The organism is Streptomyces sp. NPDC087845 (assembly GCF_044742755.1).
In the GTDB taxonomy this organism is placed as follows: Bacteria; Actinomycetota; Actinomycetes; order Streptomycetales; family Streptomycetaceae; genus Streptomyces.
Genome location: NZ_JBIUVC010000003.1, coordinates 167,365 through 189,883, shown reverse-complemented (window position 1 = coordinate 189,883; position 22,519 = coordinate 167,365). Strand labels below are relative to the sequence as shown.

The window sequence follows — 22,519 nt, the reverse complement described above, 5'->3', positions numbered from 1 at the left end:
GGTGTGATGGAATCACGGCATGACAAAGCTGCTGCACCGAATCCTCCAGGGGCTCGATCGCTTCCACGCCGCCCGCCCGTGGGACCACAACGCCCACTACCACCGGTGGATTCTGCGTCAGCTCCCCAGCAGTTGCGACAGAGCCCTGGACGTCGGCTCCGGCGCCGGAGAACTGGCCCGGCTCCTGGCGGCACGGGCGAAGGCAGTGCACGGAATCGACTCCGACCCGGACATCGTGGCACGGGCTCGTCAACTGGCCGCCCCGGCCCTACCGGTGACCTTCGCCGTCGCGGACGCGCCGAACGGGATTCCGCCCGGCCCCTACGACGTCATCACCTGCGTCGCCACTGTCCACCATCTGCCGTTCACCGATGCTCTCACCCGTTTCCGGGGGCATCTGGCACCCGGTGGAACCCTGGTGGTGGTGGGTGTCGCCCGGGAGGCGACCTGCGGGGACCACCTGCTGGGTCTCGCCTCGGTTCCGCTGAATGTCGCCATGGCCTTGATCAAGAACCGGGGGCGCAGGGTGTCCCTCCCCGACTCCATGACCGCAAGGACCCGGCCGGCCGAGATGACCTACGCCGACATCGTTCATCAGGCGCGTCAGGTGTTGCCCGGTGTGAGACTGCGTCGCAGGCTGTTCTGGCGCTACACACTCGTATGGCGCGACGGCTCCGGCGGGGGCTGACCGCGACGGGATGCGAGAACCGGGCCGGACCCCCGACGAGAGGCGAGAGCCGGGCCGGACCCCGACGACAGGCGAGAGCCGGGCCGGACCGCGACAAGGAGAGAGAACGGGACCGATTGCGATGAGGAAGATCATCCTGATGATGTCGACGTCCCTCGACGGCTTCATCGAGGGACCGGGCCGCGAGATCGGCTGGCACCTGGTCGACGACGAACTGCACCGGCACTTCAACCAGCAGCTCAGGACCATGGGCGGCTTCCTGGACGGCCGTGTGACATATGAGCTCATGGCGGGGTTCTGGCCGACCGCCGACTCCGACCCCTCAAGTACCGCACCCGTGGCGGAGTTCGCCGGTATCTGGCGGGACATGCCCAAGATCGTGTTCTCCCGGACGCTGGAGCGGGCCCAATGGAACACCACCATCAAGCGGGAGGTGGACATCGACGAGATCACGGCTCTCAAGGCACAGCCCGGTGAAGACCTGGCCCTCGGTGGTGCCGATCTCGCCGCGTCCTTCATGCGGCACGACCTGATCGACGAGTACCGCGTCTATGTCCACCCGGTTCTCATCGGACGGGGCAAGCCCCTCTTCCCGGCATCGGACACCGTGACCGCCCTCCGCCTGACCGAGACCCGGACCTTCGGCAACGGGGTCGTGCTCCTGCGTTACGAGCGGCCCACGGCTGCTCCACCGGAATGAACTCCACGCGTCGTGGAGGCGTCCCGGCTGCTCCACCGGGGCCACGCGAGGGGCTCTCCCGTATAACTGCCGCACTGTCACGAGAACCGGTGAGAACTCACTCACGAACACTGACGAGAGCTGACGGCAACTCACTCGCGAACACTGACGAGAACTCGCGAGAACGCACGAGCTCTGACGAACTGGCGAACCGATGGACTGGCGAGAGGGCAGGCGATGACACCCGGCGTAGAGGACCGCATGGCGATCACGGAACTGATCGGCCTGCACGGGCACCTGATCGATGACGGTGAACTCGACCGGCTGGACGAGCTGTTCACCGACGACGTCGTCTACGACGCGTCGGCCCTGGGGCACGGATCGATGCACGGCCCCGGGGCCATCAGGGACGCGGCACGGGCGATGGGGGAGCACGGCCCCGTGGGCCACCACGTCACCAACATCGTCCTCACCGAGGTGAGCGACGACCAGGTGCGTGCCCGGTCCAAGGGGATCGGCATCAGGGCGGACGGCACGTGCGGAAGCGTGACGTACGAGGACCTGATCGTGCGTGGCGAGAAGGGGTGGCGCATCAGCCGCCGCACGATCTCCGCGCGACGCGCTTCTTCCGGCACGGGCAAGCGGCCCACGTGACATGTCACATGTGCCGCTCCTTCCGGCACGGGCAAGCGCCGCACATGACATGTCACATGTGCTCAGGCGCCGCAGGCCGACGCTGACGGCGCCCGTTCCGCCACCGGAAGGGGCACCGCCGACCGGGCCGGGTCCGGGCGGCACGGCAGGTCGCGTCAGGCGTCCAGCATGCCCGACGTGTCGATGACCTGCCGGATCGCCCGGCCCGAAGCCAGCTCCTCCATCGCCGCGTTGATGTCGGCCAGCGGCAGTGTGCCGGTGTGCATCCGCTCCACCAGCATCAGGCCCGCCCGCCACAGGTCCAGGAACCTGGGAATGTCGCGGCGCGGGACCGCGTCGCCCATGTACGAGCCGAGCAGGGACTTGCCCTCGCCCGCGAACGCCAGCGCCGGGACCTCCAGCACCCGGTCGGGGGCGGGGAGGCCCACCGAGACGACCTTGCCGCCCCGGGCCACGGCCGTCAGGCACTCCGCCATGACCCTGGGGCTGCCCACCGCTTCCACCGCCAACTCGGCTCCGCCGGAGGTGAGGTCGCGAATGGCCTGGACAGCCTCGTCCGGGGCGTACGCGTGCGTCGCACCCAGCCCGAGAGCCAGTTCGCGCTTCTCCCGGACCGGGTCGACCGCGATGACCGGATAAGCCCCGGCCGCGCGTGCACCCAGCACCGCGGACAGGCCCACCCCTCCCAGGCCGTAGACCACCGTCGACTGGCCGGGCCGCAGGGCCGCCGTGTTGATGACGGCTCCGGCACCGGTCAGGACCGCGCAGCCGAACATCGAGGCCACCGTGAACGGGATGTCCTCGGGGATCGGCACCACCGACTCCTGGGCCAGCACCGCGTGTTCGGAGAACGCGGAGACGCCCAGCTGGTGGTGGACCGGTTCGCCGGAGGCGTCGGTCAGCAGCGACGGGCCGTGCAGCAGCGCGCCCGAGCCGTTCGCCGCCGCTGCCTGTGCGCACAGGGCCGGGCGGCCCGCCGCACAGTCGCCGCAGAAACCGCAGCTGGGTACGAAGACCAGGGCCACATGGTCGCCGGCGGAGACCCGGTGGACGCCCGGTCCGGTCTCCTGGACGACGCCCACCGCCTCGTGGCCCAGTGCCATCGGCAGCGGGCGGACCCGGTCGCCGTTGACCACCGAGAGGTCCGAGTGGCAGAGCGAGGCAGCCGCGATACGGACCAGCACCTCGCCCTCGCGCGGGGCGCCCAGCTCCAGCTCCTCCACCTCCACCGGCCGGGTCGCGGAGTAGGGGCGGGCCGTCGATATCCCGCGCAGCACCACCGCACGGGTCTTCATGCCCGCACCTCCGGACGCGGGGCGCAGCGCAGTACGTCGCGGCTCTCCAGCAGCGGGACGACCTTGCCGAGCACGATCTCCTGGAAGTGCGGGGTGGCGCAGTGTGCGGTGAAGTCGGCCTCGGAGGCGTACTCCTCGTACAGCACGATCGCCCGGGGGTCCTCGGTGCCCTGGTGGACCCGGTAGGCGAGATTGCCCGGCTCCTCGCGGGAGGCGGCGGCCATCGTGTCGAGCAGGGGCAGGACGGTGTTCTCCTCGCCGGCCTTGGTGCGGTAGCGGGCGACGACTACGTATGTCATGGGGGCTTACTCCTGGGGTGCGGCGGGCCTCTTCAGGGCGGTGGGCGGGACCGGCGGCAGCTGGTCCCGGCGCAGGTGCCAGAGGCGGGGGTCGGACGTGGCGGCGGCGGCCGACCCGAGGGCCAGCGCGAGCGCCACGTCCGCGGCGGTTTCCACGAAGCCCGCGGCGACCGACGGGGACATGGCGCGCTGTGCCTGCGCGTTCATCCGGGCGATGATCGGGGCGGGCATGATCTCGACCAGGTCCGGCGCCCCGCGCGAGATCGCGTCCGTGGAGCGGCGCAGATTGGACCGGTCGGTGACGAACACCTTCATCATCGTCAGCAGGCCGAGCGGACGGCCCTTCTCTATGAGGGAGAGCCGGGTGCTGACCACGCCGTGCGCGCCCATGTTCTTGATGAACTCCAGCGCGCCCCGGTCCTGAGCCAGACCGGGGCTGCTGTCCACGTTCACGAACACGGTCTTCCCCGCCCGGCCCAGCGCCGGCACGACCTGGGGCAGCTGGCCCACCGCGAGCGACGCGACGATGCACACCTTGGCCGGTGCGGTCAGGAACTGGCGCAGCGGCTGGGTGCCGACGACCGACGCGACGACCGGCACCTCGGCGAAGGCCGAGGCGAGCCGGGGGTCGAGTGCGGCACCGGACCGGGACGGAGAAGGGGTCATGGCAAGGGCCTGCCTGGGGAAGGAGGGTTCGCGGCTGCTGAGGTCAGTTCAGCGGAGACGTACCGAATCGGCTGGGAAGGCCCAGTTTGCCAGGGTTGAGAATGCCGGCCGGGTCCAGGGCCTTCTTCACTGCGACGAATGTCGCGAAGCCCGCCCCGAGGGATTCCTCCAGGTAGGGACCGCGCAGCAGACCGCAGCCGTGGTGGTGGCTGAGCGCCGCGGCGTGCTTGATGAGTACGGCGTTGGCCGCGTCCCACACCGAGCGGTACCAGTCGCGCCGCGACTCCGGTGCCACGTCGCCGCGCAGCGAGAAGTAGACGCAGGCGCCGTCGGTGTACGCGTGGGACTGGTGGGCCGAGGCGGCCAGGGTGCCGGGCACCGACTGGATCGCGGCGACCACCTCGTCGTAGATCACCGGGAGGTCGGTCCAGGACGCGGCCATCTCCAGGGTGTCGGCGACGAAGCCGGGGCCGGGCTTGAAGCCGTCGGCGGACTTGCCGACCAGCATCCGCTCGTCCAGCCAGCGCTCGAACACCGCCTTGCTGTCCAGCTCGGGGCCGTACGCCTCGCAGACCTCGGCCGCCACCTTGATCGAGGCGTCGACGATGGCCGGGTCGCCCTCGTCCGCGATCAGCAGGAGGTTGGTCTCCGGGTGGCCGAAGTGGGTGCCCGACTCCAGGGTGTCGTACAGCCGCAGGACGGCCGGGGTCGCACCGCGCTGCATGATCCTGCGGCAGGCGTCGAGGCCCTCGGCGAAGGTCTTGAAGCCGTACGCCACGGCGTTGGCGTACTCCGGCAGCGGGTGGACCCGCAGACGCGCCGAGACGATGACACCCAGGGTGCCTTCGGAGCCGACGAACAGCTGGCGCAGGTCCGGGCCGACCGCGGCGCGGGCGTAGTCGCCGTACGTGGCACGCGTACCGTCCGCGTGCACGACGTCGACGCCGACGACCATGTCCTCGATCTTGCCGTAACGGGTGGAGAGCTGACCGGCGCCGCGGCAGGCGATCCAGCCGCCGACCGTGGAGACGGCGAAGGCGGACGGCCAGTGGCCCGTGGTGACGCCGTACCCCTCCTGGAGCTGCTTCTCGAAGAGGTCGCCGAACATGCCGGCCTGGACGTCCACGATGTTCGACTCGGCGTCGAAGCCGGTGATCTCGTTCAGCCCGCAGACGTCCAGGACGACGCCGCCGAAGACGGGGAGCGCCGCGCCCGTGACGTTGGAGCGGCCGGCGGAGGGGGTGACCGGGATGCCTGCCTCGTGGCAGATCCGCAGCACGGCCGCGACCTGGTCGGCGTCGGCCGCCTCGACGATCACGGCGTTCGGCGTCGCGGGACGGCCCTCGGTCTCGCCGATCATCGAGCCGGCCCACCAGTCGCGGGTCCGGGTGACGACCTCGTCGCGGGAGGTGTGCACCGCGTGCGCGGCCCCGCGCAGTGCCTCGACAACAGTCTCGGGGACCTCGACCGGGTCGACCTGGAGGGCCGCCTCGCCGTCCCCGATCGGGGTGTTCTGCGCCCACTTGGCGAAGCTGGGGGCGCCGATCGTGTAGTTGCCCCGGTTGAACGGGTGGGTGATGGTCTGACGGCTGATCATGCTGCTGCCCCTTCGAGGAGTACGGACTTTTCGTGACGGACGGCTGCGAGGTACTCGGAGACCGAACGCTCCACCTCGGCCTCCGAGAGGTTCAGTTCCTGGCCGAGGAGCGCGCCGACGGCCTCGGCGGCGTCGACGGAGGCGTCCCGGGCGAACAGCCGGGCGCGCAGCCGCCGGGAGAGGACGTCGTCGACCGAGCGGGCCAGCTCGGCGCGGGCCGCGTACACGACCTCCGCCCTGGTGTACGGGAGTCCCGCGACGATCGGCTCGGCCAGCGCCGGGTCGTCCTGGATCAGGTCGCCGACGAAGCGGGCCTCGGTGCCGAAGCGCTCGCCGAGGTGCGCGGCGATGCCGCCGGACGCCGCGACGGCCTCGGCGTCGTAACCGGCGCCGCCGAGCAGCGGGAGGTCGGTGGTGCGGCTCTTCTCCTTGCGGCCGAGGACCGCCATCACCTTGTCGATGACGAGTTCGCCCATGTGCCGGCTGGTGGTGAGCTTGCCGCCGGTCACCGTCACCATGCCGGTGCGGCCGACGGTGATGTGATGGTCGCGCCGCATGTCGAGCGTCGCGCCCTCCTTGCCGCCGACCAGCGGGCGCAGGCCGCCGATGGAGCCGACCACGTCGTCCGGGGTGAGCTTCCCCTCGAAGGCGGTGTTGGCGCCCTCCAGCAGGAAGTCCATCTCCTCACGGGTGCAGTGCACATCGTCGGGCGAGCCCTGGTAGTCCTCGTCCGTGGTGCCCAGCACGACGCTGTTGCCCCAGCGGGTGCAGGTCGCGCGGCGGGCCCGGCCGGGGATCGGCACAGTGACCGTGCAGTTGATCCGCACCTTGTCCCACGGCACCACGATGTGGACGCCCTTGGCGGGCCTGACCTGCGGCTTGTGACCGTCGTCCGCCTTCGCGTCGAGCTCGTCGGTCCACACCCCGGTGGCGTTGACGACGGCTCGCGCGCGGATGTCGACGGTGTCGCCGTCCGCCGAGACCCGGGCGCCGGACACCTTGCCCATCTGCATCAGCAGGCCCTCGGCCTTCGCTCCGTTGAGGACCGTCGCGCCGAGCGCGGCGGCGGTGCGGACGATGGTGAGGACGAGCCGGGCGTCATCGGTACGGGCGTCGAAGTACATCAGCCCGCCCTTGAGGTTCTCCGCGCGCAGCGTCGGCGCCTGCGCGAGGACCTCCGGAACGGTGAGCCGCTGGTGGAGCTTGCCGATCCGCCACCCGCCGACCAGGTCGTACGTCCACAGCAGACCCTCGAAGCCCTTGGCGAGGCGGGCGTCGAAGATGCCCTCCTTCTCCAGGATCGGGAAGAGGAACGGCAACCGGTGCACCAGGTGCGGGGCGTTCTTGCGGAAGCGGTGCCGTTCCAGGAGCGAGTGCCGGACCAGGTTGACGTTGCCCTGCTCGATGTAGCGCAGGCCGCCGTGGACCATCTTCGAGGACTTCGACGACGTGCCGGAGGCGAAGTCGTCCTTCTCGACCAGCGCGGCGCGCAGCCCGCGCGAGGCCGCGTCGAGCACGGCGTACGCCCCGGTGATGCCGCCGCCGATGACGAGTACGTCGTACGTGTCGTCGGCCAGCCGGCGCTTGAGGGCTGCGCGGTCGAGCAGCAGGGGCGTTCGGCGGGTCGCCGCGGCGCTGCGCCGCGGTTTCCGGGCGGGCATGGTGATCACAACATCAACTCCTGGTGTTTCGGTGCGGCGGCCGTGGTCGGGTGCGCGCCGCCGGTGCGACGGGCGGGGCCGTCAGTGGGGGGTTCGGGGTTCGGGGTTCTTCAGGGGGAGCAGCGCGGGATCGCCGAGATGGGCGATCAGCACGTCGCGCCAGGCGGACCGCTGCTCGGCACGCTCGGCCGCCGTGATCGACGGCTCGAAGATCCGGCCGTGCGGCTGTGCCTCGACGACCTCTTCGAGCGAGGACCACAGGCCCTGGGCGACGCCCGCCAGATAGGCGGTGCCGCGCAGGCTGGCGGTCGCGGAGTCGGAGACCCGTTCCATCGGCAGGCCGGTCAGGTCGGCCTGGATCCGCATGAGCGGGTCGCTGCCGGAGACCCCGCCACCGACCCGGAGCCGGGTGAACGGTGTGCCCATGGTGTCGGCGACCCCGTCGATCAGGTCGCACACCGAGTGCGCGATGCCGTCCAGCACGGCGCGTGCGAGATCGGCGCGGGTGGTGGCGAGGGTGAGCCCGGTGAGGGAGGCGGTGGCCTCCGGGTGCCAGACCGGCGTACGGACCCCGGCGAGCGCCGGGACGAAACGCGGGGTGCGGCCCGGCCGGGTGGGGACCCGGCCCGCCTCCTCACCGAGCTCCTTCGGCGATGCGAACAGCCCCAGGTCGTCACAGAGCCAGCGCAGCGCCGAACCCGCCGTGGAGGTGTACGCCTCCAGGCTGTAGTGGCTGATGTCGCCCTGCCGCCGGCCGGGCTGGGCGAGCACCCCGGAGATGTCCGGCCGGGGCAGGGCGGGCGCGGTGCCGGTCGCCGCGTCGACGAAGGCGCCGGTCCCGTACACGCACATGCCCTGCCCGGCGGCGAGGCCGCCGAGCGCGACGAGTGCGGCGTGCTGGTCGCCCATGGAGGCGGCCAGCGGGACGGCGATCCCGAGGGCGGCCGGGTCGGTCGTACCGAATCCGGCGTCGTCGGAGCGGAGCTCCGGAAGCAGGTCGAGGGGGAAGCCGAGGTGGCTGATCCACTCCTCGTCCCAGGCGTGCCGCTCCAGCAGATAGCCACCGGTGGACGCGGCGTTGGTCGGGGTGGTGGCGTGCACGGCGCCGCCGGTGAGGCGCCAGATCAGCCAGGTGTCGACGGTACCGAAGAGCAGCCGGCCCTCGCGGTGCGCGGCGGCCACCTCCCGGTGCGCGGCGATCTGCCGGGCGGCCCAGAGGAACGGGGCGCGGGCGCCGACCGGCCGGCCCTGCCGGGCCAGCAGGGCGGCGTCCCACTCCGCCTCGTACGCGGTGAGCTCCTGCGCGTGACGCCGGTCCTGCCACACCACCGCGGGCAGCAGCGGCTGTCCGGTGGCCCGGTCCCACAGCATCGCGGTGGCCCGCTGGGTGGAGAGCGCGACCGCGGTGATCCCGATGCCGTCCTCGCGGGCTCGGCCGACGGCCCGGCGCGCCACCTCGACGGTGGCGCTCCAGATCTCCATCGGGTCCTGCTCGACCGAGAGGTCGTCCGGATGGCTGACCTTGATCGACCGGTAGAACACCTCGTGGGCGGCGCCCGAGTCGAGGACGACTCCGGCCCTGGTGCCCGTGGTGCCCTCGTCGATGGACAGCACACCGCGCCGTGGGGCGGCGCCGGGGAACGTCTGCGTCATTGCAGCCCTTTCTTCGAGAGCATCGCGAGTTGTGCGGAGGGGGTACGGAGGCGGTACGGGGGAGGGAACCATCGTGTGACGCGACAGGTCCGGCGGCGGGTCAGCGCGCGGTCGCGGACTCCGCGGATTCCGCCGGGCCGGCCCCGGTGCCGACGGAGGCACGGTCCTGTCCGGCGACCTCGTCGGGCGACGCGGCCTTCGTCGGGTCCCACTTGATCGCCAGGCAGGTGATCAGGCCGAGCAGGGGCACGACGGAGAGCACCAGGAAGGTGTCGGCGAGTCCCAGTGAGTCCTTGATCTGCGGGAAGACGTACAGCCCGACGACACTGCCGAAGCTGCCCACCATCCCGGTGACCCCGGTGCCGAGCGCGCGGACATCACTGCTGTACGAGAGCGCGGCGATGGACTTCCCGTTGGCGCCGGGGCCCGCGGAGTGGCAGAGGATGAACAGCACCGGCAGCAGGAACGCCACGGCCGTGGGCACCTTCTCGAAGGTCAGTCCCATCGCGAGCAGCGCGACGAAGACCCCGGCGAAACCGGCGGCGGAGCTGAGCCGCAGTCCGAGCCGGCGGCCGAAGTATGCGGACAGGAGCCCGCCCGCGATACCGAAGGCGTTGAAGACCATCGAGCCGATGGTGGCCTTCTCGAAGCTCTCGCCGAAGATCGTCAGGCTGATCAGCGGGAGGTACCAGCCGACCGCGAAGTACTGCATCGACTGCCCGAGCGAGATCACCGAGGAGAGAACCGTGCGCGGCAGGTACTCGCCCTTGAAGAGCAGCCCGGCCTGGCGGAAGCCGATGGCGGGGGCGGCGGTGGCGGCGCGGGTCGCCTCGTCGGGCTTGCCGGCGACGGCCTTGATCCGGTAGATCCGGTCCAGGTTGACGACCGCCTCGTCCAGCCGGCCCTTGCTCGCCAGCCAGGTGGGACTCTCCCGGAGCATCAGCCACTGGCCCAGCAGCAGCGCGGCGGCGACGACCGCGGCCGAGCCGACCGACCAGCGCCAGATGTCCGCGCCGACGTCCAGATTGAAGAAGACCAGGGCGAGCGCGAGGTTGCTGGTGGTGGCGACGTACCAGACCGCCTGCCACAGGTTCAGCCGACCACCCAGCTTCGCGGGGGTGTACTCGGCGAGCAGCGCCATGGCGACCGCGAAGTCGATGCCGTACGCCACGCCCACCAGGACCCGGCCGAACCAGACGACGGTGAAGTCACCGGCGAAGGCGGCGAGCAGGGCGCCCGCGATCGCGAAGACCTTGGCGATGAGCAGCGGGGGGACGCGGCCGATCCGGGTGGCGAGCCAGCCGCCGACCGGGTTGAAGATGATCGCCAGGGCCGGAGCGGTGGCCGTGAGGATCGAGACCTGGGTGCTGGTCAGCTCCATCTGGGACGTCATCGGCCCCAGACCGGCGCTCAGCGCCGCATTCGAATAGGCGTCGAGAAAGAGCCCGCCGAACACGAGAAACCAGATGACTTGCGCCCGGCCGGTGATCTTTCCCAGCCCATCGATGAGCGCAACGACGTCGGCGACGCCTTTGACGCTCGGACGTTGTGCCATGAATCCGCCTTCGAGGAAGACCCATCGGCGGCACGGGGAGCACAAAAAAACAGGCATGACGAAACCACCGACAGGTGGTCTATGTCTGTGCCTGTCAAAACACTGCGGAAAGCGCCGCAGCACGTGAACTGCTGGAAGTACGAACTACGCAGTGAGGTTAAGAACGAGTCAGGAGGAACGTCAAGGGTTTCCGGCAGGTTACACAAACGTGACGCGCGCCCCGAAGGCGCTACGGCTCGTGATCCGGGTCCTGCCGACCCGGGACGCTGCGGCGCGCAGCACGGCGATGCGCGCCGCGTCCGCCCGGCACAGCGTCGTCCGGCCGTGCCGACGACCGGCCGGGCCTCGTGCAAGGTGATCGCGTCACCGCGCTCCCGATGCCTCCACTGGCCGGGGGACAGCGAAGCCGGCCGAACATCCGCGGTTCTCCGGCCCCGCTCCGGCAGGCTCGCCCCGGAACCGGAGAACCGCGTCCGGATCGCCGCCCGGACGGGGTCTCGGGCGTTCTCCGGAGAACGCCCCCTCGCATCGGGCGACGGGCAGCCCAGCCCCGCGGCTACCGCGCCGACCCGGGTGAAGACGGAGACCGGGTACTCGTCGTCGCAGCCCGTGGTCTTCGCGGGCTTCGCCACGGCGCTGCGGGCGCGGCCCCGCCCGATGCCATCATGAACCTGACGGATAGTCAGAAGCGTTGGCCGGACACACGGGCGGCGAGCCGGACGGCGGCGGGTCTGTTTCCCTGGCGGCGTGCGGCCCGGACGTGGGAGGAGAGCGGTCCCGGATGCGTCCCGGACTCACCGCCCGTGTGGACGCGAGTGGTTGGCACCGGGCCGGCTCCCGCTGCGCGGTGAGCACCTCGGGAGGGCGACGGCAACCGGTGTCAGTGCCGGTTGGCACCATGGTGATCATGAGTCACAACATCGCGTACTCCACAGCGGACCGGGCCGACGTCCTGACCTACCTCGGCAGCAACGGCAATCTGACGGCGGACCAGCTGCGCCGCCTCAACGGCATGCGCAAGGACGCCCAGGCCCATCAGGACGATCTAGACCACCAGGGTGTCGACTGGGGCCTGTCTATCCCCGACGCCCTGGACCATTTGATCGCCGGGCGCGCCGACGCGGACGCGGAGTGCGCGGGCAACGCCTACAACTCCGCTCTGCAACACATCATCGACCACAACGCCTCCGACCCCTCCCAGTTGGGCACCTACTCCAGGCCCTCGACGTTCTTCGGCCTGGTGGACGACGAGATGCGCCGCCTCGACGTGCCCGCCGACCTCCTGCCCCACGGCTACCTCTTCGGCGGGCCGCCCGACGGCTTCCCTCACATCCCGCACTCGATGGACGGCTACCCGGCCATCGGCCACCTGCCGCTGGCCAGGACCAAGCCCGCCGCCGACGCCTACCGCGCCGTCCTGAAAAGGATGGACCCGGACTTCCGGTACGACGTCCAGGAACTCATCGACACGCTCGACTTCGAGCACCGCGAGTGGGAGTACGCCACGAAGAACATCGACTGGTACACCCAGGACACGCTCTTCTTCAAGCTCACCTGACCGATCAGTGGAGAGAGGGAGAGGGCCGGCCGGCCCGCTCTCTGTCCGCGGCCCGGCCCCGGCACCGCACGACTCGGGGAAGCGGAGCGGTATCGCGTACCCGGTCGGCAATGCTGCGGGCCGGAAAGCTGCCACATACTGCACATGCGGGTGCGGCGGGGCCGGGTCGCTGAGTCTGTGCGTGTTGTTGCTCGCGTGCGCGGGCGCGGCCGCGTGGCCCGTGCCGAACAGCGCCTCGCATTCCCGGGCGTGGAAGGCGGCCAACCCGTGCGCCGCCGAGATGGCCGCCACGGAACGCGGCGACCGCCTGACCACTGTGCCGGCCGTGAGCGCGCGGACCGAGGCCAACCAGCCCAAGCAGAGCAGCTGGCTGTACTTCGCCCACGGCCGGCCGCTGGAACGCCTCGCGGTCTCGTGGGAGGGCGCCCAGGGGGTTCCGGCCCGGCGACAGGGTCGAACTGACCGTCTGGCGCGACGCGGTGCGGGAGGTCTCCGGAGAGCACTACGTGTGGCGCGAGCACATCCCCGCCGGCGGGGAGCCGGCCGTCGTCGCGACCGTGCTCGCCCTTGTGGCGGGGTGCCCCGGTGCTCGGGTGCCGGTGCGCCTGCTTGGACGCAGGCTGCCCGACGACGAGGTCCTCCCGTCGGCCCTTCCGTTCGTGGGCGTGCTCGTCGTTACCGCCCTGTGGCTGCTGCCGCTCTGCTATCTCCGTCCCACGGCCCTGCTCGCCTCTGCCGCGGCCATCACGTGGGCGGCCGCGGGCTCGCTGGTCACGCTGGGCCTCTCCGTCTGGGCCTGGCGTGCCACGCGCGTCTGTACGCCGGGAGAGGCAGGAGAGACCAGAGAAGCCACGGCTTCGGTACCCACATCGTCCTCGGGGACGGCTCGCCCGCGGTGACACCCCACCCCGGCCCGGGACGGTTCGCGGCGAAACGGATACCGGTGGAGCGGCTCACCGTGAAGGACCTGCGGCGCGTCCGGGGCAGCGACGGCGACGCCGTTCCCAGCAGCTGGCACATCGCCGAACCCGACGAAGCGGGCGAGCCGGTCCGCCTCGCGGCCGCCCCGGCCGCGCGGGCCGCCCGGCCGGGCGCACGCTGCCGCGCAGAAGGTGGCACGGGTGGCACGGGCCGGAAGAAGGCAGCACCCGATCGATCGGGTGGCAGCGCCTCTTCCGGCCCTTGTGCGTTGTGGTGCGGTGTGCCCGGGCCGGCCCACGGGAGAACCCGGGCTCCTGTGCCGGTATCGGTGTCGACGGCGACGGCGACGGCACCGGATCACCCGGCACCGGATCAACCGGGCATCAATTCCAGACAAAGCTCCGTTTCCTGGCGCTTTGTCAGTGCTTCAGGCATTGGTCTTGACCAATATCGCATTCTGTGAAAATTATGGGCATGGTCGCCACGAAATCTCTACAACCACCCCTGCGGGAGAACCAAGTCCCATGCGCATAACCGCAACCGCCGCAGCTGCCATGCTCGGCGGAGCTCTCGTCCTCGGCCTCACGGCCTCCCCGGCCGCACAGGCCGCGCCCGCCGACGCGGGCGGTTGCGCCACCGACGCCTTCGGGATCGCCGGCAAGTACGGCGAGTTCGTCCTCGGTGACGACGTCCACTCGCCCGACGCGGAGGGTGCTGTGGCCGTCGGCGGAAACGCCGACTTCCGCGGCGGTTTCAGCACCGCCAACGAACTGTCCGCGGCGGAGGTCGACGCGCTGCCCGGCCGGGCGGCGCTCGTCGTCCGCGGCGACCTGGTCAACGGCGGGTCGGTCACCGCGGTGATGAAGGGCGACGCGGTCGTCGGAGGCAAGGTCCGCGACCGCGCCGTCGAACTGCACTCCGGCGCCTTCCGGCAGGATGCCCGGCTGATCGACTTCGACGCGGAGTTCGCCAAGCTCCGGGCCTACTCCTCCGCGCTGGCCGCGGAACCGGTGACCAGCGGCGCCGACGTGAGGCTGGACGGCACCAAGCTCACCCTGGAGGGCGGCAACGCCACCCGCAACGTCTTCGAGGTGACGGCCGATCAGCTGGAGCGGGCCAAGGACATCTACCTCAAGGTCCCGGCCGGCGCGACCGCGATCGTCAACGTCAGCGGCGACACCTACGACATGGCCAAGGCCGGCACCACTGGCTTCTTCCTGTCCGGCGGCCAGGACTACGTGCTGGACGACAAGCTTCAGAGCGCCTCCGAGGGCAAGGTCCGTGCCCGGCTGCTGTGGAACTTCCCCGAGGCCCGCACCATCACCAAGAGCAGCCGGGCGGCCTGGCCCGGCAGCGTGCTGGCACCCCGGGCGCACCTGGAGCTGGGCACCGCCGCGCCGGTCAACGGCTCGGTGTGGGTCGCCTCGCTGCACGGCTCGGGCGGAGCGGAGACGCACCACTTCCCCTTCAGCGGCTGCCTCCCGGAGACCGGGAAGACCCCGTCCGCCACGCCGACGCCCAGCGGCACCCCCGAGACCACACCGCCGGTGGACAGCACGCCGTCCGCCTCCGCGACACCGACCTCGGAGGGCGGCACGCCGTCCGGCGACTCCTCCCGGCCCGCCACGGCGGCCCCGGCCCCGTCGGACAGCACGGTGCCCGGCACCGGTGGTGGCGACCTGGCCTCGACGGGCAGCAGCGGCACGGTCCCGCTGGTCATCGGCACCGTTGTGGTGCTCGCCGCGGGCACCGGTCTTGTCGTGGCGGCCCGCCGCCGGTCCAAGCGGGCCTGACATCCGATGACCGACCGGGCCCCCGGTGCACCACCGGGGGCCCGTCGACCGGCGGAACGTCCCGCTTCCGGGGCTCGTCAGCGCCCCGCCTGCAAGGCCGCCCAGGTGGCCGGCCCCGCGATGCCGTCGGCCGTCAGGCCCCGGCTCGTCTGGTAGGAGCGCACCGCCGTCGTCGTCTCCGGGCCGAAGTTCCCGTCGATGCCGACCGTCGAACCGAGCGCCGCGGTCAGCGAGCGCTGGAGCCGCTTCACCCCGTCGCCCGAGTCGCCCTGCGCAAGGGACGCCGTCGGACCGGCCGACAGCAGCGCCGTCCAGGTACTGGCTCCCACGACGCCGTCCGCGTCCAGCCCATGGACCGACTGGTACGCCGTCACCGCGCTCTGCGTGGCCGCGCCGAAGCTGCCGTCCACCGCGCCCACCGGATGACCCTGCTCACCCAGCAGTTGCTGAACCGCCCTGACCTGGGCGCCCGTCGAGCCGCTTCGCTGGGTCGCGTACGCGGTGAAGCTCAGCCCGTCACCGCTGTCGCCGCCGGTGTCCCCGCCCACCAACTGCATGTAGCGCGCCCAGTCCCAGTACGGGCCCGGGTCCGTGTGATTGTTGCCGGGCGCCTCGCTGTGCCCGATGATGTGCGCCCGGTCCTTCGGAATTCCGTACCGGTCGCACAGGTAGCCGGTCAGGGCCGCCGACGAGCGGTACATCGTGTCCGTGAACCAGGACGGGTCGTCGATGAATCCCTCGTGCTCGATGCCGAGCGCCGAGGCGTTCTCGCTGCGGGCGTGGTACGCGGTGTCGCCGTCGCGCACCATCTGGGTGATCTCGCCGTCGGAGGAACGCACCACGTAGTGGGCGCTCACCTCCGCGGTCGGGTTCTGGAACCAGCTGATCGAGCCCGCGTACGAGCCCTGAGTGACGTGAACGATCACCTTGTCGATCTTGGCCGACCGGCCCGCGGCGAAGTTGTTCGCATGGGCCGGAACCCACAGGGCCGACGGGTAGTCGGCGCTCTCGGTGCGTACGGTGGCGGCGGTGGCGAGCGGACCCTTCTGCGGCGAGACCGGGCGGCCGGTCACCGAGATCCGCTCGCCGCCGGTGACGACGGCGTCGAGCCCCTGCGCCAGGAAGGCGTACACGGTGTCGGCGTAGAGGGCGGCGGTGCGCCCCGTCGAGCCGCTGTACCGGGCGACGGCCGGGTACCAGGCATTGATGTCGTCGCGCTCCCGGTCGTCGAGGCCGAGCTTGTCCGCGTAGCCGCGCAGCACCGCCGCGCCGCCCAGGATGTTGGCCGCGGTGTCGGCGCGGAGGTCGGCGAGGGGTTCGCCGGTGAGGGCGGCCGCCCGCTCCAGCGTCCGGTTCGCGGGGTTGCTCACCAGGTGCATCACGCCGTACCCGTTCGCCTGGCTGGGGCGCCCGGAGTGGCCGTCGAGACGGGTCTCGCCGTATCCGACGGCGGCGAGCAGATCGCGCGGTACGTCGAATTCCGCGGACGCACGTGCGAACGCCCGGTTCATGGGGCGGTCGGCGGGCGGGGCGGCGAAGGCCGGAGTGCCGGTCGCGGCCAGGACGGTGGCGGTGAGGGCCGCCAGGACGGATGCGCGGGCCCCTGTGTGGGCGGCGGCTCGTCTGGGCATACCTGCTCCTGCTCTGTGGGGGGAGAAGAACGGCCCCCGGGCCCGAGTGGGGTGGGCCGAGGGGCCGAAGCCCGCACAGCGTATCGATGTGTTCAGGCCATGACAATCACTGGTGCATGTGTCGAACTCCCTTTCACTCCGACGCGGTTGAAGCGCAGGCCAGGGCCGTGCCGGTGACCGGTTCGGCGGGTACCGGATCATGCTGTCGGGGAGAGGGGGCAGGCCGGGGAGGGGCCTTCCGGGTGTCGCCCCGGCGGAGGCCGGCAGCCCCGCCTCGTCCAGCCGCGGCTCGGGGAACCGGTAGCGGGGCACGATCGGCGCCGGCGTATCGGCGAAGTGGTCGCGCTGGTACTCGATCGCGGCGACCATGCGGCCGTACGCCGCGTCGTCCATGCCCTTCGGCGCGTATTCCCGGTCGTCGCCGGATAGGCGTCCACGCGCCGCTTCCACAGCGGGGCGAGCTGCGCCATCACCTCACGGCCCGGTGGGTGCGGCCCGCGCGATCCGCTCCCGCCGCCGCCCCGATCCGCGCGGACCAGCGGATTCGCACACCTGGACGGTCTCCCTCCGCATGGGGGAACGCGGACCGGAGTCCCCTTCACGAAGGCGTATAAAGGGTTCCTCCGGACCAGCCGGCGTCCCCCGAATGGCACTCACACCTCACGCGGCAGGCGTCACCGCGTACGAGAGCGCAGGAGTGCCGCATGAGCACGGCAGAAGAGATCAACACCTTGCTGGTGGCGAACTTCGGAACCGACCCCCATGCCATCCGGCCCGAGGCGTCGCTCCGTCAACTCCGGCTGGACTCCCTGGCATTGGAGGAACTCCGGCTCCTCATCGAGGACCGGATGGGCGTCGATCTGGACGATGTGCAACTGACCTCGCGGGACACCGTGGCGCAACTCGTGGCCGCCGTACACGGCAAGGCCGCGGCGTGACGGCCCGCCCGCAGTGGCTCCCGCCGTTCGCCGCCGCCGTCACCGGAATCGGTCTGGTCACCGCGGCCGGTACGGGGACCGAAGCCACCTGGCGCACGGTCTCCGAGGCCGTCACCGCCCCCTCCGTCCTGCGACGGCCCGAACTCCACGACCTGCCCTGCGACTTCATGTACACCATCACCGGCCTCGACACGAGGGCCCTGCTCGGGGTGGCCGCCGCGCGGCTGATGGACCGCTTCTCGCAGCTCGCCGTGATCGCGGCCCGAGAGGCCGTCGCCGACGCCGGACTCGACCCCGCGGCCTGGGACAGCGGACGGGTCGCCGTCGTCATCGGCTCCGCACACGGCGGACTGCCCTTCTACGACGAACAGCACGCCGTCCTCGCCGAGCGCGGCGCACGCCGCGTCTCCCCGAAACTCGCCCCGCTGACCGTCGTCAACGGAGCGGCCAGCAGCGTCGCCACGGACCTCGGTGCCCGCGGTCCGAGCCAGGCCGTCTCCACCGCCTGCTCGTCCGGAACCGTCGCCATCGGCACCGCCCACCAGATGCTCCGCACCGGCGCCTGCGACATCGTCATCGCGGGCGGCGCCGAATCGGTCTGCTCCCGGCCGCTGATCGCCAGCGCCTGCCAGCTGAAGGCCGTCTCCACCCGGCGCGACGACCCCGAGGCGGCCTGCCGCCCGTTCGACACCCATCGCGACGGCTTCGTCGTCGGCGAGGGCGCCGGACTCCTCGTACTGGAGCGGCCGGAACACGCCCGCGCCCGCGGCGCCGCCGTCCGCGCCTACGTCGCCGGGTACGGGGCCTCCAGCGACGCCTACTCCGCCGTCGCCCCGGACCCCGAGGGCCTGGGCATCGAGCGGGCCCTGCGTACGGCGCTCGCGGACGCCGGAGTCGGCGCCCAGGACATCGGCCATGTCAACGCCCATGGCACCTCGACCGTTTCCAACGACCTCATCGAGGCGACGATGCTGCGCCGGGTCCTCGGTGAGCACCCCCTGGTCACCTCGACGAAGGCGATGACCGGACACACCCTCGGCGCCGCGGGCGGCATCGAAACCGCGCTGACCGCACTGGCGCTCCAGCACCGACTGGTGCCGCCCACCGTGAATCTCGACGCTCCCGACCCCGAGATCCCCCTCGACGTGGTGCGCAAGGAGGCCCGCGCGGGAACGTTCGACGTGGCCGTCAAGACCTCGCTCGGTTTCGGCGGGCACAACGCCGCACTCGTTCTCACCAGGGCCTGACCCGGAAGCGAGGACCATCATGGCCGAGGAGATCGTCCGGACCCTGTCGGTGCACGGGCTGCGCTACGGCTACCGGCTCCTCCGGCAGCCCCTGCCGCGCACCGAGCCGGTCGTCGTCCTCGGCGGTGCGCTCCAGGGCATGTACGGCTGGCCGCAGATGGACGACCACCTGGGGCCGCTCGCCTCGGTCGTCACCGCCGACCTGCCCGGCATGGGCGGCGCCGACCCGCTCCCGTCCGGCGCGGGGGACGACATCCTGCTCGCCGCCGTAGCCGGAATCATCGACGACCTGAACGTGCCGAAGGTCAACCTCTTCGGGTTCTCCTACGGCACATCGATCGCATTCGGCTGCGCACGGCAGCGCCCCGGCCGCATCGCCCGGCTGGTTCTCGGCGGGGTGCCGGCCCACATCAGCGACGGCCAGCGCACCCAGTGGGGCCGCGCCGTCGACCGGCTGGCGACCGGTGACATGGCGGGGCTCGCCACCCTGGCCGCCGCGGCACTGATGTGTCTGGACCCGGAACGCACCGTCCACCGACGGGAGTTGGCCCGACGCTACGTCCAGCGTTCGTTCCTGTACGCGCTCACTCACTCCCCGCACGCCGCGCAGTCGCTGCACCGGGCGCTGGGGCACCGGCCGGACTTCTCCGGTGGACTGACCGGTGTGCCCGCCCTCGTATTCGCGGGCGAGCACGACACGGTCACCTCACCGGAACGGCAGCGCGCGTTCGCCGCCACGATCGAGGGCAGCAGGTTCCTCACGATCGGGGAGTCCGACCACTGGGTGGTCCTGGAGCGCCCGGACGACGTCGCGGACCTCGTCGCCCGCTTCTTCACCGACCGCCCGCTGGAGCCGGCACCGGGACTGGCCGCCCTCCCGCGCCAGTCGGCCGGCGCGCGTCCGGTGCCGAGGGCGTGAGGGGCGGCTCGGGCCGTGGACCGGAGCCCGATGCGGGTGGGGCCGGCCGGCCCCACCCGCGGCCCGCGCCTTCGTGCGGGCCCGCAGGTCAGTGCCTGCCGTGGCCCCGCGCGGTGACGTCCACCCGCACGATCTGCGGGTCGTGATCGCTCGCCTGATCGGCGAACTCCGCGTTGATGTGCACCACGTCGTAGTCGAAGCGGCGGATGCCGGGGCTGGTCAGGATGTGGTCCAGCGTCTGCGAGTTGCCCTCGTACACGTAGCTGTACTGCTCCCTCGCAGGCAGCGTGGTGATCAGCGGCTTGAGCACCTTGCTCCTGGTCAGCGCGTCCATCGTCGGTGAGAAGGCGAAGTCGTTGAGGTCGCCGAGCGTGATGACCCGGGCCGAGTCGTCCGCGGCCAGCAGCGACTTGACGAAGGTGTTCACCTGCGCCGCCTGCTTCACCCGCTTGGTCTCGGAGCTGCGCGCCGGCTCCTGGTACCGGCCGTGCAGGGGCTGGTCGCCGCCCTTGGAGGTGAAGTGGTTGCCGATGACGAAGACCGGCTTTCCATGGAAGCGGAACTCGCCGACGAGCGGCTTGCGGCTGTCGGCCCACGCCTCGTCGGCCGGGGCGATCCGGCCGGGCGACGCCGAGAGCGTCACTCCCTTCCTCGTCTTCACCGCGGTCACGGCCGTGGTCGCGTTGCCGCCCGGACGGTCCACGAAGTCGACCCTCTTGGGATTGAAGAGGAAGACATTGCGGATGTTGCCGCCGGGCTCGCCGCCGTCCTTGCCGTTCTCGGGGGCGACGTACCGCCAGGCGTACCGCGGACCGCCCGCGGCGACGATCGCGTCGGTGAACCGCTTCAGCGTCGCCTCGGATCCGACCGTGCCGTCGTTGACCGCACCGTTGTCGTCCTGGATCTCCTCCAGCGACACGATGTCCGGGGAGGAGAGGTTGGCCGCGATGCCTGCGGCGAGGGTGTCGAACTTGGCCTGCTCGTCCAGCGCGTCCAGGTTCTCCACGTTGTACGTGGCGACGGCGAGCTCGTTCCCCTTCTGCCTGCGGGTGACCTCGCGCCGGAGGTGGTTGTCGGTGAGCGTGCCGAGCTCGGTGGCCTGGAGGTTGTAGCCGCCGAACGACGCGTAGTCCATGACACCGGTGGTGGTGCCGGAGAGCACGTCCCCGACATCGGCGACGGGGACCGGCCGGGCCGGATCCAGGGACATCACCTTGATGCGGCCGGTGTTCTGGTCGCTGTACGAGGTGTAGAGCGTGCCGCCCCGCCGGGTGCGGTTCTCGTTCGGCTTGACGGTCACCCAGACCTCGTCGTACGCGGTCGTCGCACCCGTCACCCGGGTGTCGGAGATCCGCACCCGGGTGCCTTCGAGCGACTCGAAGAGGTCGAGGGCGTACGCCGACGGGTCGAGGGGCAGCGAGTCGATCGAGCCGCCGCCCGCCGAGGGGGCATAGGCGTCCGGCACCGAGGCCGCGTCGAGCACGACCGGGGCGGGCAGAGCGTTGCCCGAGGACAGCACCGTCGTCTTCGGGGCGGTGATCTCGGTTATCGACTGGGTGGCCGACGACGGGTAGTACTCGTCCACCTTGCCGCTGACCAGCACCGAGTCGCCCACGGCGACAGCCGGCGCGGCGGAGCCGGTGAAGACGAAGACGCCCTCACCGGTACGGGCGTCCGCGTCCGGCGCGGGGTCCTGGATCCAGAAGCCGCGCGAACCGGCGGTCCGTACACCGGTGACGATGCCGGGGACGCCGGTCACCTCCCGGCCCTCCAGCGGCGACACACGGGTGGTGCCCTGGATGTCGTGGATCCGCACGGTGCCGGGCTCGGTCGGGCCGCCGGGGTCCACCGGACCGGACCCGCCGGAAGTCTCACCGGCCGCGTTGACCGGCGCCGGGGAACCCGCGGTGAAGTCGGCGGCGTTGTCGTCGGTGTCGACGAGGGACGTGCCGCGCGCCACCGAGGAGGTGTTCGAGGCCCCGGCCGCCGGGCCGCCGCCCTCCCGTACAACCGCGGAGCCGTAGCCGACGAGGTCCACGATCCGCGTGTCGGCCGCGCAGTCGGCCGCCGTCTTGCAGGTCAGCGGGGTCGTGCCGGAGACCAGCGCCACGGTTCCGCCGCCGGCCGCCATCGCGACCGTGCCGGTGGCGTCCGGCGTCGGCAGAGCGACGGTGCCACCGGTGCCCGCGGCCTCGGCGACGAGGTAGCGGCCGCCGGGGGCGACGGATCCGGTCAGTGGCGAGACCTGCCACAGCGAGCCGGCGGACGGGGCGGCCGGCAGGTACTGCACGCTGAAACCGGACAGGTCGTACGCGGTGGAACCGGCGTTGGCCAGCTCGATGAAGTCGCGGGTGAGGGTCGCACCCGAGTTGCCCCCGCCGCCGTACACCTCGGAGATCACGGCGGTCGAGGACGGAGCCGCGAGGGCGGCGGGCAGCGCGGTGGCCGAGAGCGTCACGGCGACGGCGCCGGCCAGCAGGACGGAACGGGGTCTGGATATGTGCACGGTGGGCTGCTCCCGAAGTGTGGTGGGGGCAAAAGCTATGCGCGTAGAACCAGCCGTGACAAGACATCAGAAGTTAATTCCAGAAATCGCTCCGGCGGCCCGGAGGTGCTGAGCGCGCCTCGCTCGACATGCAACCAAGAGGTTGCCTACGGTGAAAGGGGCCAGAGGCACGGACGGGCGACGGCGGCGTGATGGCGGCGACGGATGCGAGGGACGCGATATTCAAGGCGCTCGCCGATCCGAGCCGCCGGGAATCCTC

17 protein-coding genes and 2 pseudogenes are annotated in these 22,519 nt (G+C 71.5%); 9 read left to right on the top strand and 10 right to left on the bottom strand.

The window, feature by feature from the left end; translation table 11 throughout:
- Positions 1–19 precede the first annotated feature (19 nt).
- The 3 genes from ACIOMQ_RS10040 to ACIOMQ_RS10030 all read left to right on the top strand — a co-directional run bounded on the left by ACIOMQ_RS10040 (position 20) and on the right by ACIOMQ_RS10030 (position 2,021).
- Entirely contained in the window at positions 20–688 is a 669-nt protein-coding gene (locus tag ACIOMQ_RS10040) for a class I SAM-dependent methyltransferase (RefSeq protein ID WP_401936522.1), read from the top strand.
- Positions 689–809: 121 nt separating this feature from the next.
- The gene (locus ACIOMQ_RS10035) at positions 810–1,388 is read left to right on the top strand and encodes a dihydrofolate reductase family protein (protein ID WP_401263730.1); all 579 of its coding nucleotides are present in this window, start codon (positions 810–812) and stop codon (positions 1,386–1,388) included.
- Positions 1,389–1,604: 216 nt separating this feature from the next.
- A complete protein-coding gene (locus tag ACIOMQ_RS10030) occupies positions 1,605–2,021 on the top strand; it encodes a nuclear transport factor 2 family protein (RefSeq protein ID WP_362197569.1) in 417 nt (138 codons plus the stop codon).
- Between the two features lie 155 nt (positions 2,022–2,176).
- On the opposite strand, the gene ACIOMQ_RS10025 is transcribed toward ACIOMQ_RS10030, so the two are convergent.
- From ACIOMQ_RS10025 to ACIOMQ_RS09995, 7 genes are all read right to left on the bottom strand, one after another.
- Entirely contained in the window at positions 2,177–3,316 is a 1,140-nt protein-coding gene (locus tag ACIOMQ_RS10025; RefSeq protein WP_402188517.1) for a zinc-binding dehydrogenase, read from the bottom strand.
- Entirely contained in the window at positions 3,313–3,615 is a 303-nt protein-coding gene (locus ACIOMQ_RS10020; RefSeq protein ID WP_362197563.1) for a putative quinol monooxygenase, read from the bottom strand. The genes ACIOMQ_RS10025 and ACIOMQ_RS10020 overlap by 4 nt, the downstream gene beginning before the upstream one ends.
- A 6-nt stretch (positions 3,616–3,621) precedes the next feature.
- Entirely contained in the window at positions 3,622–4,281 is a 660-nt protein-coding gene (locus ACIOMQ_RS10015) for a glycerol-3-phosphate responsive antiterminator (protein ID WP_362197560.1), read from the bottom strand.
- 43 nt (positions 4,282–4,324) lie between these two features.
- Positions 4,325–5,878: an FAD-binding oxidoreductase gene (locus tag ACIOMQ_RS10010; RefSeq protein WP_402128040.1), complete on the bottom strand. Its 1,554-nt coding sequence runs from the start codon at positions 5,876–5,878 to the stop codon at positions 4,325–4,327.
- Positions 5,875–7,548, bottom strand: coding sequence for an FAD-dependent oxidoreductase (locus ACIOMQ_RS10005; protein WP_402188515.1), 1,674 nt, complete (start codon positions 7,546–7,548; stop codon positions 5,875–5,877). The genes ACIOMQ_RS10010 and ACIOMQ_RS10005 overlap by 4 nt, the downstream gene beginning before the upstream one ends.
- A gap of 72 nt (positions 7,549–7,620) precedes the next feature.
- Entirely contained in the window at positions 7,621–9,192 is a 1,572-nt protein-coding gene (locus ACIOMQ_RS10000; RefSeq protein WP_402188513.1) for an FGGY family carbohydrate kinase, read from the bottom strand.
- A gap of 100 nt (positions 9,193–9,292) precedes the next feature.
- Positions 9,293–10,747, bottom strand: a complete 1,455-nt coding sequence (locus ACIOMQ_RS09995) for an MFS transporter (protein ID WP_362197549.1) — start codon at positions 10,745–10,747, stop codon at positions 9,293–9,295.
- A gap of 907 nt (positions 10,748–11,654) precedes the next feature.
- Between ACIOMQ_RS09995 and ACIOMQ_RS09990 the strand changes: the two genes are divergently transcribed.
- The 3 genes and pseudogenes from ACIOMQ_RS09990 (at position 11,655) to ACIOMQ_RS09980 (ending at position 15,019) form a co-directional block, all read left to right on the top strand.
- A complete protein-coding gene (locus ACIOMQ_RS09990) occupies positions 11,655–12,305 on the top strand; it encodes a hypothetical protein (RefSeq protein WP_402188511.1) in 651 nt (216 codons plus the stop codon).
- 133 nt (positions 12,306–12,438) lie between these two features.
- A pseudogene (locus ACIOMQ_RS09985) lies at positions 12,439–13,374 on the top strand (PH domain-containing protein); the annotation flags it as partial.
- Positions 13,375–13,750: 376 nt separating this feature from the next.
- Positions 13,751–15,019, top strand: a complete 1,269-nt coding sequence (locus ACIOMQ_RS09980) for a choice-of-anchor A family protein (protein ID WP_362197543.1) — start codon at positions 13,751–13,753, stop codon at positions 15,017–15,019.
- A 77-nt stretch (positions 15,020–15,096) separates the two neighbouring features.
- Here the strand turns inward: ACIOMQ_RS09980 and ACIOMQ_RS09975 are convergent, their stop codons facing one another.
- Positions 15,097–16,650, bottom strand: coding sequence for a peptidoglycan-binding protein (locus ACIOMQ_RS09975; protein ID WP_402188821.1), 1,554 nt, complete (start codon positions 16,648–16,650; stop codon positions 15,097–15,099).
- Between the two features lie 246 nt (positions 16,651–16,896).
- Positions 16,897–17,129 (bottom strand): annotated as a pseudogene (locus tag ACIOMQ_RS09970) (nitroreductase); the annotation flags it as partial.
- A 225-nt stretch (positions 17,130–17,354) separates the two neighbouring features.
- On the opposite strand from ACIOMQ_RS09970, the gene ACIOMQ_RS09965 reads away from it, so the two are divergent.
- From ACIOMQ_RS09965 to ACIOMQ_RS09955, 3 genes are read left to right on the top strand one after another with little or no spacing between them, the layout of a single operon-like run.
- Positions 17,355–17,588 (top strand): acyl carrier protein, encoded by a 234-nt coding sequence (locus ACIOMQ_RS09965; RefSeq protein ID WP_362197540.1) that lies wholly within the window; start codon positions 17,355–17,357, stop codon positions 17,586–17,588.
- Positions 17,585–18,835: a beta-ketoacyl-[acyl-carrier-protein] synthase family protein gene (locus ACIOMQ_RS09960; protein WP_362197537.1), complete on the top strand. Its 1,251-nt coding sequence runs from the start codon at positions 17,585–17,587 to the stop codon at positions 18,833–18,835. Before ACIOMQ_RS09965 ends, ACIOMQ_RS09960 begins: the two co-directional genes overlap by 4 nt.
- A 19-nt stretch (positions 18,836–18,854) precedes the next feature.
- Positions 18,855–19,754, top strand: a complete 900-nt coding sequence (locus ACIOMQ_RS09955) for an alpha/beta hydrolase (protein ID WP_362197534.1) — start codon at positions 18,855–18,857, stop codon at positions 19,752–19,754.
- A gap of 88 nt (positions 19,755–19,842) precedes the next feature.
- On the opposite strand, the gene ACIOMQ_RS09950 is transcribed toward ACIOMQ_RS09955, so the two are convergent.
- Complete coding sequence (locus tag ACIOMQ_RS09950; RefSeq protein ID WP_402188509.1) at positions 19,843–22,260, bottom strand: endonuclease/exonuclease/phosphatase family protein; 2,418 nt, start codon at positions 22,258–22,260, stop codon at positions 19,843–19,845.
- Positions 22,261–22,519: the final 259 nt, after the last annotated feature.

What these genes read in the sequence shown, in the direction of transcription:
- ACIOMQ_RS10040 (WP_401936522.1), top strand. Translation starts at nt 20, where the DNA reads ATGACAAAGCTGCTGCACCGAATCCTCCAGGGGCTCGATCGCTTCCAC.
- ACIOMQ_RS10035 (WP_401263730.1), top strand. Translation starts at nt 810, where the DNA reads ATGAGGAAGATCATCCTGATGATGTCGACGTCCCTCGACGGCTTCATC.
- ACIOMQ_RS10030 (WP_362197569.1), top strand. Translation starts at nt 1,605, where the DNA reads ATGACACCCGGCGTAGAGGACCGCATGGCGATCACGGAACTGATCGGC.
- ACIOMQ_RS10025 (WP_402188517.1), bottom strand. Translation starts at nt 3,316, where the DNA reads ATGAAGACCCGTGCGGTGGTGCTGCGCGGGATATCGACGGCCCGCCCC.
- ACIOMQ_RS10020 (WP_362197563.1), bottom strand. Translation starts at nt 3,615, where the DNA reads ATGACATACGTAGTCGTCGCCCGCTACCGCACCAAGGCCGGCGAGGAG.
- ACIOMQ_RS10015 (WP_362197560.1), bottom strand. Translation starts at nt 4,281, where the DNA reads ATGACCCCTTCTCCGTCCCGGTCCGGTGCCGCACTCGACCCCCGGCTC.
- ACIOMQ_RS10010 (WP_402128040.1), bottom strand. Translation starts at nt 5,878, where the DNA reads ATGATCAGCCGTCAGACCATCACCCACCCGTTCAACCGGGGCAACTAC.
- ACIOMQ_RS10000 (WP_402188513.1), bottom strand. Translation starts at nt 9,192, where the DNA reads ATGACGCAGACGTTCCCCGGCGCCGCCCCACGGCGCGGTGTGCTGTCC.
- ACIOMQ_RS09995 (WP_362197549.1), bottom strand. Translation starts at nt 10,747, where the DNA reads ATGGCACAACGTCCGAGCGTCAAAGGCGTCGCCGACGTCGTTGCGCTC.
- ACIOMQ_RS09990 (WP_402188511.1), top strand. Translation starts at nt 11,655, where the DNA reads ATGAGTCACAACATCGCGTACTCCACAGCGGACCGGGCCGACGTCCTG.
- ACIOMQ_RS09980 (WP_362197543.1), top strand. Translation starts at nt 13,751, where the DNA reads ATGCGCATAACCGCAACCGCCGCAGCTGCCATGCTCGGCGGAGCTCTC.
- ACIOMQ_RS09975 (WP_402188821.1), bottom strand. Translation starts at nt 16,650, where the DNA reads ATGCCCAGACGAGCCGCCGCCCACACAGGGGCCCGCGCATCCGTCCTG.
- ACIOMQ_RS09965 (WP_362197540.1), top strand. Translation starts at nt 17,355, where the DNA reads ATGAGCACGGCAGAAGAGATCAACACCTTGCTGGTGGCGAACTTCGGA.
- ACIOMQ_RS09955 (WP_362197534.1), top strand. Translation starts at nt 18,855, where the DNA reads ATGGCCGAGGAGATCGTCCGGACCCTGTCGGTGCACGGGCTGCGCTAC.